The 15556-nt window shown below is 51.8% G+C and carries 10 protein-coding genes; 3 read left to right on the plus strand and 7 right to left on the minus strand.

Features of this window, described 5'->3' with window-relative positions; genetic code table 11:
* Window positions 1–211 precede the first annotated feature (211 nt).
* The 6 genes from V5T57_RS05680 to V5T57_RS05705 all read right to left on the minus strand — a co-directional run bounded on the left by V5T57_RS05680 (window position 212) and on the right by V5T57_RS05705 (window position 7596).
* Entirely contained in the window at window positions 212–1606 is a 1395-nt protein-coding gene (locus V5T57_RS05680) for a metallophosphoesterase (protein ID WP_332890202.1), read from the minus strand.
* Between the two features lie 158 nt (window positions 1607–1764).
* Window positions 1765–2679, minus strand: a complete 915-nt coding sequence (locus tag V5T57_RS05685; protein WP_332890203.1) for a PstS family phosphate ABC transporter substrate-binding protein — start codon at window positions 2677–2679, stop codon at window positions 1765–1767.
* Entirely contained in the window at window positions 2676–4955 is a 2280-nt protein-coding gene (locus V5T57_RS05690; RefSeq protein WP_332890204.1) for an AAA family ATPase, read from the minus strand. The genes V5T57_RS05685 and V5T57_RS05690 overlap by 4 nt, the downstream gene beginning before the upstream one ends.
* A complete protein-coding gene (locus V5T57_RS05695) occupies window positions 4942–5157 on the minus strand; it encodes a hypothetical protein (RefSeq protein WP_332890205.1) in 216 nt (71 codons plus the stop codon). The genes V5T57_RS05690 and V5T57_RS05695 overlap by 14 nt, the downstream gene beginning before the upstream one ends.
* A gap of 98 nt (window positions 5158–5255) precedes the next feature.
* The gene (locus V5T57_RS05700) at window positions 5256–6401 is read right to left on the minus strand and encodes an ATP-grasp domain-containing protein (RefSeq protein ID WP_332890206.1); all 1146 of its coding nucleotides are present in this window, start codon (window positions 6399–6401) and stop codon (window positions 5256–5258) included.
* A gap of 37 nt (window positions 6402–6438) precedes the next feature.
* Window positions 6439–7596, minus strand: coding sequence for an MFS transporter (locus V5T57_RS05705; RefSeq protein WP_332890207.1), 1158 nt, complete (start codon window positions 7594–7596; stop codon window positions 6439–6441).
* A gap of 161 nt (window positions 7597–7757) precedes the next feature.
* Here V5T57_RS05705 and polA point away from each other — a divergent pair, with 161 nt between their 5' ends.
* Together polA and aat are read left to right on the plus strand one after the other, a co-directional pair.
* Window positions 7758–10481: a DNA polymerase I gene (gene polA, locus V5T57_RS05710; protein WP_332890208.1), complete on the plus strand. Its 2724-nt coding sequence runs from the start codon at window positions 7758–7760 to the stop codon at window positions 10479–10481.
* Window positions 10482–10731: 250 nt separating this feature from the next.
* On the plus strand, window positions 10732–11436 hold the full coding sequence (gene aat / locus V5T57_RS05715; protein ID WP_332890209.1) for a leucyl/phenylalanyl-tRNA--protein transferase: 705 nt from the start codon (window positions 10732–10734) through the stop codon (window positions 11434–11436).
* A gap of 20 nt (window positions 11437–11456) precedes the next feature.
* On the opposite strand, the gene V5T57_RS05720 is transcribed toward aat, so the two are convergent.
* Entirely contained in the window at window positions 11457–12353 is an 897-nt protein-coding gene (locus V5T57_RS05720) for a tetratricopeptide repeat protein (protein ID WP_332890210.1), read from the minus strand.
* 414 nt (window positions 12354–12767) lie between these two features.
* On the opposite strand from V5T57_RS05720, the gene mshL reads away from it, so the two are divergent.
* Window positions 12768–15239, plus strand: a complete 2472-nt coding sequence (gene mshL / locus V5T57_RS05725; RefSeq protein WP_332890211.1) for a pilus (MSHA type) biogenesis protein MshL — start codon at window positions 12768–12770, stop codon at window positions 15237–15239.
* Window positions 15240–15556 lie beyond the last annotated feature (317 nt).

Consider the following 15556-nt stretch of genomic DNA (forward strand, 5'->3'; position numbering starts at 1 on the left):
ATGTAGATTCCTAAGTATTATAGGTGACAAGAGGAGGATAGAGAAGTTGTGATCTGTTATACAGCCCACCTCTTATCCTGGAGATGCGTGGCGGCAAGATCAAAGGCCCTTGGGTCACGGATGAGAAGGGGGGGGGACGGTGGTGATCGCTGGGTTGGATATACCCATGTGCGTACCTGCCGAACTTGGTTAAGATCCCGGTTTGGCGGTGTTATGCCTCGGGTGTGCTCACCAGCTCAGGGCAGGGAACGGTTGGTAAGATCAGAGGGATCAGGCAATCACCCAAACCAACAAACAGCCCAATCTCTTGACTTAAACCACTAAAGACAATGTGGTGGTTCTCCATCTCTCCGGCATGTATCCATAAGGTCTGGTTACGGTTCAATGGGGTGTGTGACACAATAAAAGGGGTCTCTGGGGGTAACCCCATGCCTTTGCGAAAACGTTTGATGTCCCCTTTGGTATACCCGCTGGGATAGTGCTGTCCTCGCATACGGTTCCACAGCAGTTCGTTAACCAGGCCAGGGTAATTCTGGGCATTGATGATCATATCCCGGTCAGCCTTGGCGCGGGGTGGGGCGGCATGGGTACTTAAAAAGTGGTGTCCTGCGGCAACCAGTGGGAGCTGGTTGTAGAACTCATCCATAAGGGCAACGTAGGACTCCCCCCGCCTTTCAAGCAGGGCATCGAGCCAGAGCTTGCCTTGTGGTACTCCCCCCTTAGAGATGCGTGGCGAGAAGCTGTCATGATTGCCTCTGAGATAGAACACCTGTTGGGGGAAAAGTGTTTTGAGATGAAGAATCAGGTCCATCATCAAGATGGAACTCTCCATCTGATCAAGTTGGCCATCCCGTTCAGAGTGTACGCCATCTCCAAGAATAATCAGGGCTTGTGTGCCACTTTGCAAACCATCCCATAACCCCCCCCAGTTGAGGATGGCAAGCAGGTTTTCCACACACGCATGGAGATCCCCCACCAAGATGGGTTCCATATGCTCGGGCAGTTCCAGTAGGCTTCCCAGATTGCCCAGGCTATTTTTTGGGCGAAAAGGATCTTGCTGTTGGCTGGTTGCAGCACGCTGTAAAAGATCCAAAGCTTCAGGCGCGGCTAGCGGCTGAAGGGGGTCTGGAAAAGGGGCCAGCAGTGTTTCCAGCCGTTCATTCTTAAGAGATTGGATCTGTTGCTTGAGGGTGGCATCCGCCGGGGCTACAACCATACCAAAATCGGTGTGTAGCTCTTTAAGACACAACTCTTGCGCGGTCAAGCGTAGCTCGACATGGCGCATGGCCACATCAGAGGCCAACCCAAACAGGCTCTGTTGCTGGGGTTGATCCCGTCCCAAAATCAGTGGGGTATTCAATTTTAGGCGTATAAAGCCATGTGCTCGGTCAAAATAGCGGGTGGGATTGACCAACATGATGGCATCCGAATGACCGGGCTCTGCCATGACCAGAATGGTGGAGCCATTGCGGCCCAGCGTCAGGGTCAGAGGCAGGGCTGAGAGATCAATACGAATACGCTCACCCATTAGGCGCATGGGCTCAGTGGGTCGAATGGCCGGTTGTGTTGGAGGCCGAAACAGCTTCGTGAGCATATCTGTAATCATGCTAGCGGCATCATCCCAGGTGTCAGCAGAGGGTTAAAGTAACATTCTCCCATAATTATTGGATAGAAAGCATGCAAAAACGGGTGTCAGGCGCAACAAAAAGGCCCATGCCAAATTCAGGCATGGGCCGTTGTGCTCGGTCCTATAGATCTATAGGGCTAGAAAGTCTGTCCCTGCCCACCATGCCCAATGGGAATAAAGCCATGGCTCTTGACCATACGCTGCCCTTGGTCACCCCGTACCCAGTCCAGATAACTTCTAACTTGGGGGTCTGGTTCACCTAAGGTGTACATGTAAAGGGGGCGTAGCAGGGGGTAGTCTGTGGTGACCCGTAGTTCAGCCTGTTGATCCACGCAGTAGCGTTGATCTCCCTTCTTGCTGTTGCGGATTAAACAGAGCGGTTTAATCCGTTCAGACAGTCGAGAGATGCTGATATAGCCTAGGGCACATGGATCGTTGGCCACCGCATCCACCATCTCTTCTCGGGTGCGTTTATAGGCAATATCCCGGCGCATTAAGCCCCTTTTACCCAAGACGGCATGTCGAAAGTAAGCATACGTTCCCGTATTGATGCGACGGCTAATGGCGTTTATGCGTTGATCTTTACAACCCGGCACGGTAATGCCAATGTCACTCCAACGCTCAACATCCCCTTTTTTACCATAAATACGTTTAAGTTCCTGGCCACTTAAAGCGCTAGCGGGGTTGTCAGGGTGGACAATGGCGGAGAGTGCATCCCACCCCACCACAAAACCCACAGGTTGGGTGCGTAGACGACGGTTGGCCAGTTTGATCTCGCGGGCTTTCATGGCGCGGCTGGAGTTGGCAATATCCACATGGCCATTAATTAAGGCGGCAATACCATTGCCGGACCCACCACCAAATACCTCAACCACGGCATCGTGGGATTGGGGAACGGTAGCTTGGTAAGCACGTGACCACAATAAAGCGACATCCACCATGGTCACGGAACCTTTGTTACGGATCATGCGTGGTTCAGCTTGGACGGATGGTGTCCAGACAGAATAGGCCAGCAGTGTGGCCCCTAATATGACGAACCAATATTTTTTCATAAAGCGTTCCCATCAACAATAAGGCTTTCTTGATCCTGCCTACAGGTTATGCGGACCAGCCCCTCTTCAGCAAGAACTTCAGAAAAAGATTGTGTGGCCACCCATAGTTGAGATAGCGGGGCCGACAGTTGACAGAGGGCCTGCATAGCCTCTTCAGTACGGGTTTTATCAAAAAAGGCAAAGGGTTCATCCAGTAGCATGCATTGGTTGCCGCTGACGGAATGTGCCGTTATGGCCTTGGCCAAGGTTAGGCGCAAAACCAGCTGTAACTGTCGCTGGGCGCCGGTACTTAGGTCAGAAATGGGGACCAAGGCATCACGGCCACCGGTCCGGGTTCTGAGGTTCATCTCCTTATCCAGCTCCAGATAGCGGTAGTGTTGACCTGTAAAACGAGGGGCTAAAGTGGACATGCACCGTTTAAGCTCTTGTTGAAACCGGCTGTTGCAGGCCTTTTGAGCCCCTTGTAAAAGGCCCAGGCTGACCTCCCGAACCCGTACACCATGACGCTGCGTCCGGTGAATGGTGTGGCAACTTTGCAGTGCTTCGCGCAAAACCTCATCCCGTTCCCGCCGTTCATTCTCTTCATCAATCGCCTGTTCAAGCTGATCAAGGCGGGCGGTTAGGCTTTCTCGCTCAGTTTGAGCTTTTTCCAACCGATGATCCAACACTTGCCGGTCAAGCGCCAACTTATCAGCAACCTCATCCATATGCTGTCGCAACACCTCTTTGGTTTCGGCGGCTTCTGGCGTATTCATGAACATATTGCCCATCTCACCAAACCAGCGATTTAGGCGCTCAGACCATGGGGCATCGGTTAGGGTAATCATTTCCAAAAAACGTGAGAGCATGGGGCGTTTGATGAGTGCATCCAACCGTTTAAATTGTTCACGACCATATTTGGCCTGTTGATCCAGCGCATGGATGCGTTTACTAACCCGGTGTTTGGTCAAGGTATAGAGCCAAAAGCTTAGGCCAGAAAGCAGTGCAATACTCCCTTCAACGGCCAATACGGTTGTAAAGCGGGGGCCCAGCTCTTTTTCACTGCCCAGTAGCTGCATTAATAGGCCGTGGTCACTGGTGGTTATACCAGGATCTTCCACCACAGCCAGTTGTGCCATATACCATAAGGTGGTTGTGGCTGCTGTGAGCAACATGGTCAAGCCAAACAGCCAACCACTGCGGTGCTGCATGGTCACCTTGCTGTCCCGTTTGTGCTGCAGTGTCGCGCGACGTATGGGGTAGGTGGTTGCATCCTGCTCCTTTTCCGTAAAGGGGGCATGCAGCACTTTATCCTCTGCCAACCAGTGTCGCCATTTTTCACCCTGTTTGCGGATTTCGCCCATCAGGGTGCGGAGCTCCCCCAGTGCGGAGATACGCCGTTGGATCAAAGGGCGCAACAAGCGTGTTGGGGCTTCATCCACACCAAGTTTATTGCCTTGGCATAGGCGATCCAGCCCATCCATCGCCGATTCCACCCCCTCAAGCTCTTTTTGCCAAAGATCCAGATCATCATTGGGGGTGAGCTGTTGTAGGGGGCTCTCTGTCAGGTGTCGGGTAGCATCTTGCAAGGTCATGGAAAATCTGCGGATTTGGCGAATTTGTTTGTCCAGAGTATGGCGGGTGGAGAGGGTCTCTTCCAGCTGCTTGTGCAGGGTATCCAGCGAACCCATCATCACATCCAGATCTTCCAGCTCCTCTTCAATTTTTTCAATCTCGTGGCCACTGTTTTGGCTTTCTGTAGCCATTTCAATGACTTCATCTGACAGCTCTTCGGCCACCTTCTCCAAATAATCAACACCGGAAATACGACGTAACACTTGGGGGTTGGGGCGGGGGGTATCGGGGCCTTGCTGACCTAAATTGAGACAGCTCATAAAGGTCTCAAAATCCAAGCCGATCTTTTGAATAATGGCTGCATTGACCCCAGAAACTCCTTTAACCAAAGGGTTCTTTGGATCATCGGCCAAGCTAAGATTGGCCCGGTGGCCACCCTCTGGGTCCAGATAACGGATGACCTGATACAGACGTTGATCATTGCCGCTGAAGAGCATGGTTAGAGAGGCCTGGTGTGTGCCCCACTTAACAGCCCGTGCCAGAGACTCTTCATGCAGGCGGCTGGTTCGACCGTACAAGCCCAGCAGTAGCATCTCCAGTAACGAGCTTTTCCCACTCTCATTATCGCCATCAATGGCGATTAATCCCTGTTTAGGGAGGTTTTTTAAATGTACCTGGGTAAAGCGAAAGAGATTTTCTGCAGCCAGACTATGAATGATCATGGTTCTGTGCCGCTTTCAGGCGCAAGCTCAGACGTTGGTTGACCATCTGCAGGGCTTCGTCATAGAGAGGTTGATCAAATTTAGGATCGGTCTGTTGTAGCCGCTCAATTTCCTGTTTGGCATGCCCCAAAAAAGCTTCCATGGGATCTGCCAGTTGAAACTGATCACCGAGCTTGGACATATCTTCATGGGTTTCGGACATGAGCAGGTGACTCCCCCAGGTAAAAAAAGTATCAAATTTTCAGACAAATATTCTGTATAGCAGGGCCATGGCTACGGTTCAATTGTTATGCTTTGATTTCACGAGACCTTTACCGGAGCGTAACCGCTCTGTGGATCCTTAAAATTGGTGATCTGCCCCGAATAGACCCGAGCGGTGACACCAAGCATACGCCGTGCATAGGCAAAGAGTCTGACATCCAGCTTCATGGGTTTCTCTACATTGGGGCACTGCACCTGGGATGGCGGGACCACTTTTTGGAGTAGGGTCGTCGCTTCATCCAGTTCATTAAAACGGTTTCGGCGCATGGACTTGCCCAGAATAACGCCACGACTGCCGTGGGCATTTGCCGGTTTAAACACCCACTGTTTGCGTTCTGCCCATAAGCTGTCACGGTCTGTAAAGCTGGTTAAAGCCCGGCAGGTTGGCAGCAGTGAGGTGAGCTGATCAATGCGCCGGCTGCTAAGGCCAAGATCCGATAACCACTGTGCATCTGACAGGCGTACCAAACGCCGTTTATCCGCCAATAACCCATAGAGATGTGGATTAGGGGTTAAACAGATGCTCTGGTTTAGATAGGCAGCTCTTAACCCTGCCAGCTCGGCAGACTCCAGGTAGAAATCGCAATGGCGCATGTATAACAGATCAATACGGTCACCATTATGGTAAACCCCGCAACGGTCCATCTGTAGGTCGTCTGGTCCACAGACAATGGCCTCTATGCCCCAATGTTTGAAAAAGCGGGAAAAGGCCTGCATCTCTGGATAGAGAAACTGTTCCGTGGGGTTCTCATCCATAATGGCAATACGGCGCAGGGCTCGCTGATCCATTCCTGTGGCCTGCTGAAAGAGTGACCACTCTTGGGTAAAGGCATCCAACAGGGCCTGTTGATGACGACGGGTTGGTGCATAAGGTGTGTCATCAAAGACTTCTGCTTGAAACTCCGGCTCATGGGCTCGGTAGGCCAACAGGCCGCCACCCGCATTGGTATTAACCTCAATGAGGCGAGGACCTTCATCGGTGAGATGAAAATCAAAACCCATCATAACGGAGTGGTGGCCTGGATCCATGCGGGCAACCTGGGGTAGCTCCGGTGTTATGGCTTCCAGGTAGGCTGGGTTGGTGCGTAGATCATGCAGTATACGCCCCAGTAGGACCATTTGACGCAGGTCATCACTGGGTAGCTCTACAGGGCAGGGCACGAAGCCTTTGGGGGTATCGGTCATAGGATCATCCTATCCATAATCTTAACGGTCGATCTCTTTATACCACATTGCCGGGATTTCTTTGATAAAGCACCACCGCTCGATAGCAGGCAACCACACCAAGTGCGGCGGCAGCGGCCATAACGGCAAAGAGCCCATCGGAACCGATCTGTTTATACAGATAGCCTGAACAGGCCATGCCCAAACCACCACCAATGCCAAAAGAGAGGGCAGAATACCAGGACTGGGTACTGGCTCGGCGTCCAGCAGGGGCTAAATCGTGTAGCCTTTTCATCGAGGCTACATGGAACGCACCAAAAGAGAAGGCGTGTAGGGTTTGTACAAGGGCGATGATGAGCCAGTGGCTGGTACTGACATAGACACTCCAGCGCAGCGAGGCTAAGACCAAAGAGATCAGCAACAGTTTGGAAACACCAATGTTTAAGAAGGGGCGTGACCATGTAAGCAGCAGCACTTCGGCCAGGACACCGATCGACCAGAAGGTGCCAATTTCACCCCTTGTATAGCCGCTTGCCTCCATATGTAAAGAGAAGAAGCCATAATAACCACTATGGGAAAACTGCATTAAAATAGCGGCCAGATAAAACCATGTAAGCCGTGGATCGGTGATCACCATCATGGCCCGATCAGGCTTTTTCTCTTTTTCGCAATGTTTATCCTCTTTTGGCATCAGTAGGGCGAGGATAACATCCGCCACAATCAGCAGGGTAATGATGGGCAAAATCAGGGTAATGGGTTGCCAATCCAACAGCAGGCCCACCAGCTGGGCCGCGGCGATAAAACCAATGGAGCCCCAAACCCGAATACGACCATACTGCCCATTATGCTTGGTGGCTTGCTCCATGGCCGTGGCATCCACCAACGACAGGGGCGCGGCATGTACGAAGCTGTAGAGGATGGTCACCATCACCAGATACCAAAAGCTGGTACCAAAAAAATAGAGGCTAAAAATACCTAGGGTTGCAAAAGATGTGATGACAATAATGCGCTTACGGCTGCCTTGATCGGCCCAGTGGCCCCACAGAGGGCTGCCAATAACCCGCATGCCATGGATTAAGGCAATAAGAATACCGATCTCTTCAGCACCCAGGCCGATCTCTTCCAGGTAGAGCGGCCAATAGGGCAGCATAATACCCAAGGCCGCAAAAAAGGCCCCGTAGTAGGCAGCAAGAACCCAGTAGGTGTGTCGGCTCATGTTTAAAAAACCCCAAGAAAAGATCGGTCTCAAGCATAGGGGAGCGGTTGCCTAAAAGCTACGCTTTGCGTCCGCGGAGCAGCCACGTTAAGCTTGGGCCTCCCCATTGGGGGGTGCTCTGATATTTAAGAACCTTTTGATCTGGTCAGGAAGCGATCGCCATGTCCAACCAACGTCTATTCCTTATTGATGGCTCCGGCTACCTGTACCGTGCTTTTTTTGGGGTACGTAACCTTAGCCGCCGGGATGGTTTTCCCACCAATGCCATCTATGGGTTTATCAAGATGTTGCGTAAGGTGATTGAGGATGAAAAACCAGACTTTGTCACCATTGCCTTTGATACCAAGGCCCCGACTTTTCGCCATAAAATGGACGATCAGTACAAGGCCAACCGTAAGCCTATGCCCGATGAGTTACGGGTGCAAATTCCCATTATCCACGATGTGATCGATGCCTTTAATATTCCACGGATTGCGCTGGAAGGCTTTGAGGCCGATGACATCATTGGCACCTTTGTAAAAAAAGGTCGGGAAGCCGGTGTGGATGTGGTGGTGGTCTCTGGGGATAAGGATTTAATGCAGTTGGTGGATGACAACGTCAAGATGTTTGATGGCGGTAAAGATAAATGGTACGGGCCAGAGGATGTGGTGGAAACCTGGGGGGTGGATGCCGCGCATATCTCAGATCTGCTCGGCTTAGCAGGGGATAGTTCAGACAACATACCCGGTGTGGCCGGTATTGGCCCTAAAACCGCAGCCCAGCTGATTGGTGAGTATGGTGATCTGGAGGGTGTGCTGCACAATGCTGAGAAGGTCAAACAGCCCAAACGGCGGGCCTCCCTGATCGAGCAGGCTGAAACAGCCCGCCTGAGCCATCAACTGGCCATTATTAATTGTGAAGTGCCCCTTCCCTTTGATCTGGAAAAAGCCCGTATGCAAGGGCCTGACTGGGCAAAACTGCGGGATATTTATCAGGATATGAGCTTTGCCACCCTGACCCGGGAGGCAGAAAAGCAGATGCAAGAGAGCGGGGTTGAGGAGCGCCCCCCAGCTCAAGAGGAAGTCGCCCCCCAAGAACCGCAGTATGAGGTGATCACCACCGATGAAGCGTTTCATGCCTTTATGGAAAAGCTTAAGCAGTTGGACCGTTTTGCGGTGGATACCGAAACCACGGATCTTAACCCCCATACCGCCGAGCTGGTGGGTATCTCCATCGCTTGGCAGCCGCTGGTCGCGACCTATATTCCTGTCGGGCATGCCATGGATGCCGCCCCCGATGGACAGCTGCCCCGTGCAGATGTGTTGGCGGCACTCAAGCCCCTACTGGAGAGCCCAAAGGTTGGTAAAACCGGGCAAAATATTAAGTATGACTACCAGATCTTTAAGCGCTATGGCATTACCATTAAGGGTATTGAGCGCGACAGCATGCTCTACAGCTATCTTCTATATGGGGCCAACCGGGCACACAATCTGGATGCTATTGCCACCGAGGAGCTGGGGCGAACCACCATAAAGTTTGAAGATGTAGCAGGTAAGGGTAAGAAGAGACTGCGCTTTGATCAGATTCCATTAGAGAAAGCGGCCCCCTATGCGTGTGAAGATGCTGAGGTCACCTGGCAAGCGGCGGAGTCGATGGAACCTAACCTTAACCGGGAAGAGGGCATTAAGGATCTTTACGAAAAAATTGAACGTCCCCTGATTCCTGTCTTGGCGGAAATTGAGTATGCCGGTGTGGTGGTTGATCGGGATGCACTGACCGCCATGTCTGCAGATTTTACCATTCGTCGAGAGCGGCTTGTTGAAGAGATTTACGCCTTGGCGGGAGAAGAGTTCAACGTTAATTCCACCCAGCAGTTGGGCCATATTCTTTTCGAAAAAATGGGCATTAAGGGGGGTAAGCGGACCAAAACCGGCTTTTCCACCGATGTTTCAGTGCTGACAAAACTGGCTGATCAGGGGCATGACATCCCCAATAAGGTGTTAGCTTACCGCAGCTTAACCAAGTTACAGTCAACCTATACGGATGCCCTGGTTAAATTGATCCATCCCGTCACAGGGCGTGTACACACCAGCTATAACCAAGCGGTTACTTTAACTGGGCGTCTCTCATCTTCTGATCCTAATTTGCAGAATATTCCCATTCGTACCGAAGAAGGGCGGGCCATCCGCCATGCCTTTATTGCGCCTGAGGGCTGGTCATTGCTGGCCGCGGATTACAGTCAAATTGAGCTGCGTGTTTTGGCGCATATGGGCGATGTGGCCCGCTTGAAGGAGGCTTTTCATGATGGGTTGGATATTCACTCGGCCACGGCGTCTGAACTGTTTGAAGTCCCTGTTGATCAAGTGACCAGTGAGCACCGGCGTATGGCCAAAACCATCAATTTTGGCTTGGTTTATGGTATGAGCCCCTTTGGTTTGGCAAAGCGTTTAGGGATTAAAAATAACGAAGCTCGGGCCTATATGGATCTCTATTTTGCACGCTATGACGGGGTGCGCCAGCAGATGGATGAGACCATTCGTTTTGCCCGTGAGCATGGCTATGTGGAGACCCTGGGGGGGCGGCGCTGCCCCATCCGGGATATCAATGCAACCCAACGTAATTTACGCGAATTTGCCGAGCGAACGGCCATTAATGCACCTTTGCAGGGCAGTGCTTCAGATCTGATTAAACTGGCCATGATCCGGTTGAATACAGCGCTGAGTGTTGGTGGCTATAAAGCGCGTATGGTGCTTCAGGTACACGATGAATTGGTGCTTGAGGTACCGGATAAAGAGCTGGAAGCCGTGAAAGAGGAGGTGCGTCGTGCCATGGAAGGGGTCATGCAACTGGCTGTTCCTTTGGTGGTGGATATGGGGGTTGGGCAAAATTGGGGTGAAGCCCACTAAAGGGTGGATCATCCCATGTGCGTGAAATCAGATGATCAAGGGAACTTCTGCCCTGGATGAATGCTCACATCTTTTCCACACATGGTTCATCTGCACAGGTGTGGCGTTGCATGGGCTAGGCGTAAGGGAACGCCCAAGGGTAGAGAACGGTATCTTTGGGCGTCTAGGATCCATGGCCATGACGAGTAAACCTTATTTCATGGTGTAAACCTGAAATGGATTTAAACCGCTTCTTGTTAAAGTGGATAGCATGCCAATTTATCGATTACCTGATGATCGCTATGATTTTCCCCCAGCAGAGGGGGCGGATGAGCATGGCTTAGTCGCGGTTGGGGGAGATCTAACCCCTCAGCGGCTACTGGCAGCGTATCGTGCAGGTATTTTTCCTTGGTTCAGTGCGGGTGAACCCATTATGTGGTGGAGCCTGGACCCTCGTTTGATCTTACGGCCCAAGAATCTTCATATTCCCCGATCCTTAAAAAAAGCCATGCGTCAGGGGCGCTTTCATATCACCTTCGACCATGTTTTTGAGCATGTGATCCATCTGTGTGGTCAAACGCGTCAATCGGAAGGAACCTGGATTACACCGGAGATGGAGGCCGCCTATATCCGTTTACACCAGATGGGGTATGCCCATAGCTGTGAGTGCTGGATGATGGATGAAAACGATCAATACAAGCTTGCCGGTGGTATTTATGGGGTGGCCATTGGGGGGGCGTTTTTTGGAGAGTCGATGTTTTTTTTACGTCCAGATGCCTCCAAAGCCGCATTGGTTGCCCTGGTGGAGATGTTGGATCAGCAAGGCTTCTGTTTAATGGATTGCCAAATGACCACGGATCATATGTTACGGTTTGGCGCTACGGAGATCCCCCGTATTGATTTTCTTGAAGATCTTAGCCGTGCCATTCTTTACCCCATACCTGCCCGCAGTTGGCAGAGCTTAACCCCGGTTTAACACGGTTCAATAGGGTCGCCCTAGCTACCCTTCTGCGGTTTCCCCATGCTTTGCATCAGTCGTTTTTCTAAGGCTGCGGCTGCTTGTTGCTGTTCCTGGCTGAGATCACGTTTGATCACTTCTTTTAAAAAGTTAGCTTGGGTTGTCTTTAACTGGCTGGCAATTTCCATCCAGGCCAGTGCGGCCGTCATATCTTTAGGGGTACCTTGGCCTTTTCGGTAAGCCGTCGCAACCTGCAAGGCTGCTTTGGGGTGGGCTTGAAGGGCTGCCTTTTTAAACCATTGGAAGGCTTGCTCAGGATTTTTTTGGCCAATTTTACCGGTTTGGTAGAGCACACCGAACAGATATTGTGCTTGGGCCAGCCCCAGGTCAGCTGCTTTGCGCAGATAGGGTAGAGCTTGCTGCTGTTTTTGCGTACGTTGGAACTGAATACTGCCAAGGTGAAGATAGGCCTGGGCCATATCCTGTTGTGCCGCTTTTTTTAACCAAAAAACCGCTTTATCCAGATCAATAAGGCTACCTGTTCCATGCATATAAGCTGTGCCCAATTTGAACTGGGCCAGCACATGCCCCTGCTGTGCCGCTTTTTCCCACCAGTAAAGTGCTTGTTGTAGATCCTTGGTGACTCCCTGACCATGCTGGTGAAGCGTCGCCATGCTGTACTGTGCGGGAAGAAAACCTTGTTGGGCAGATTTTTTCATCCACGCCGCACCCCTCTGATGGTCTTGGGATATGGGGGGTTTCTGTAAAATCGTATGAGCTAATCGATACTGATCTTTGGCATCTCCAGCTTTTGCTCCAGCTTTTAACAAAGATATGTCGACCATAACCCTGGGTTCACTCGGTTCAGCATGAGCAAGGGGGGCATGCAGGGTGTTGGCCAGTAGAAAAAAGCTCAGGAGACAGAGACGAAGCATAGTGGAGATCCTGTTTAAGGGGGGTGTCCCCCTTTAAGCCTATGGGGTAAGCCCATGGTGTGATCAATATATAGCGCCCTTAGCATACGGGGCTTGTTGTGTTTTGACACCCAATATGGTGAGTGTTTGCCAGAGAAGCTGCTCGGAAACCAAGCTGGCTTCACCTCGGCATGGTTATTGATACTCCCTTATTGAATAAGGATGTCAGGCTTGTTCAGAACCCGCCCCCCCTTTTTTATCTCTTCTTATACGTGACTGGCCTGCATTTTGCGATCTTAAGCTTGCGTCCATGGGTTCGGTCTTGTACTCAGGGACAAGGAAAGATAGCAAATACCTGTAATTGTACGCTTTTGATGGCCACGTAGGGTGTCTGGCAAAGGTGTCAATCCATTGATGAACAGGCAGGAAAAGACCATGAGTCGGCAAATGCTTACGAATAATAACGCCTCCCGCGTCTCCTGGAAGACCGGTTTGCTGCTGGGTTTAGTAGGGCTTCTGAGCCTTTCGGCCTGCCAAACGCCTTCCAGTATCACGCCGTCTAAAAAGCACTTCCTGCGGCCTACGGATCCGCCTCCTGGTGCCTTGATGACACCACTGCCTAAAGAGGCGGTGGATGTTGTGGCAGACACGGGCCAAATAGACTTGCAAGAGGGTGAGGTAATCTCGATTACCGTCAATGATACCCCAGCACGTACGGTCCTGTTAGCCTTGGCACGGGATACCAAAAAGAACTTGGATATTCATCCGGGTATTAAAGGGAATGTCACCATCTCTGTGGTGGATCAAACCCTGCCACGGGTTTTGGAGCGTATCGCCAAACAGGTGAATATGCGTTTTGAGATTGATGGGGATACCATTTTGGTCTACCCAGACAAAGCCTTCCTGAAGATCTATCAGGTGGACTATGTCAACATGGCCCGTAGCAGCAAAACCACCAATAAGATCTCTACCCAGTTGGATACCAACCGTACGTTGGACCCCTCCATTACCGGGAAAGAGATGCCCAATCAGTCAGATATGACTTTGACCACAGAGTTTAGAAATGACTTCTGGGCCAGCTTAACCGCCAATATCAATGCCATTGTCGGGCAGAATGCTCCTGGGGCTTCTCCGGCTTTGCCAACCACACCGGCGACATTAAATGGTGGTTTGCCACTGCCTGGTGCGGCCACGGGTAGTGCGGCTGCACCTGCTCAAGCTTCTTCGGCAAGCATCAGTAATAGTGTGGTTTCCATTAATCAGGAGACAGGCGTCATTAGCATTTTTGCGACGGCGGCAGATCATGAGCGGGTTTCAGAGTATCTGGAGTCGCTGATGGAAAATGCCCACCGTCAGGTGCTGATTGAGTCAACAGTGGTTGAGGTAGCCTTGAGTGATGATCACCAGCAAGGTGTGGATTGGGCCAGCATTAACGACAATGGTTTAAGCCGTTTGTCGGCACCATTCCTGGCCAACACCATTGGTGTGACCGGTGCGTTGCGCCCAACAGCGCTTAGTGATCTGCCGATTTTCTCACTGCCCACCAGTTTGAATACCAGCCATGGTAAAATCACCTCAACGGTTCGGGCGCTTGCCAAGTTTGGTAATACCAAAGTACTCAGTAGCCCGAAAATTATGGCGCTGAATAACCAAACAGCGGTTCTGAAGGTTGTGGATAATACCGTGTTCTTTACGGTAGAGGCCCAAGCAGGCTCAACATCCAATGCCAGTGGTGGTACCGATACCACAGCATTGATCAACACCCGTGTACACACCGTGCCAGTGGGTTTGGTGATGAGTGTGACCCCACAGATCAGTGCTGATGATGTGGTGACACTAAACGTGCGTCCTACCATCTCCAGCATTAGCCGTTGGGTGAAAGATCCCAACCCGCACCTGACCTCTGGCGATGAGAACCTGATTCCTGAAATTCAGGTTAAAGAGATGGAGTCTATCCTGCGTGTACACAGTGGCCAGATCACGGTCATGGGTGGTTTAATGCAAGATAAACTCACCAAGAATGACTCTGGTCTGCCCCTGATTTCACGGGTACCAGGTATTGGTGGTATGTTTGGCTATAAAGAGAAGTCGGTTTCTAAGACCGAGCTGGTGATCTTTATGCGCCCTGTGGTTATGACCCACGGTAAGCCCCGTGGTGTGACCGTGGCCAACAGCAGTGCCTCCACCAATACCGTGGTGACACCCCGCGCCATGGGGGCACCTGATCCAGCCGCTATGGGTGCCATGCGAGCACCGGCAATGAAGTCCCATAAGCCCCAGGCCAGCAATGGTGGGTATCTGGACTTTACCAGTCGCGGTAATCAGTCGGTCTATGTCGCGCCTAGCCCTGCACGTCCTGCTGCACCTGTCGCAGCACCCGCACCTCAGGCCGGACGTTTGCACATACAGCAGCCTAGTGCTGTCATTAATGTGCAGAGCCAAGTTCAACAGCCTGTTGGCCGTGTACCCATGGCACCTCAAGCGGTGACCCAACAGCCAATGATGCCACAACAGACTGTGGCCCAGCCCATGGCTACCCAGCCGCAGCAGTGGAACCGTCAGCCTGTCATGCAGCAGCAGCCAGCTTACCCCGCCGGTTTGGTCCCTCAGCCCGGTTATGGTCAGCCCATGATGCAGCAACCAGCTTATGGTCAGCCCATGATGCAGCAACCAGCTTATGGTCAGCCCATGATGCAGCAAGGTTATCAGCAACCCATGGCACCCCCTGCATATGGACTGCCCCAGGGTTATGCCAGCCCCAATGCTGCGTTGCAGCCTTCTACCATGGGTTATCCTGTGATGTCTCCGGCCAATATGCAGCAGGCTCAACCTCAACAGGCCGCCATGGCACCAGATCCAGCTATGCTTGCGCAGCCTGTACCGGTTAGCCCCACCGCAACCCATTAATTGGGCGGTCGTAAACTTAAACAACCCCATCTTTTACAAGGTGGGGTTTTTTATTGGGGTAAAGGATGGAATGCGCGGGAAAAAAGCAGGGTGCGGAATCCTTTATGGGGGGATTTTCTTTCGTGGGTTTCGTATACTAGGATAATCGGGCTTTTTGCGTCTGTGTTGCGGGGCGAGTGGGTTAGAGGGTTGAGTTTAGACAATCTATCCAGCGTCTGGGCTGAGGTATGTTCATGTGTGTGGGTTGGGGTCATGGCCGTAAAAGGGTTTTGGCAACTTCATTGGGTTTGATGTCACGCATTTAGTTGGGCATGCAG

The sequence above is a fragment of the Magnetococcus sp. PR-3 genome (genome assembly GCF_036689865.1).
Taxonomy (GTDB): domain Bacteria; phylum Pseudomonadota; class Magnetococcia; order Magnetococcales; family Magnetococcaceae; genus Magnetococcus.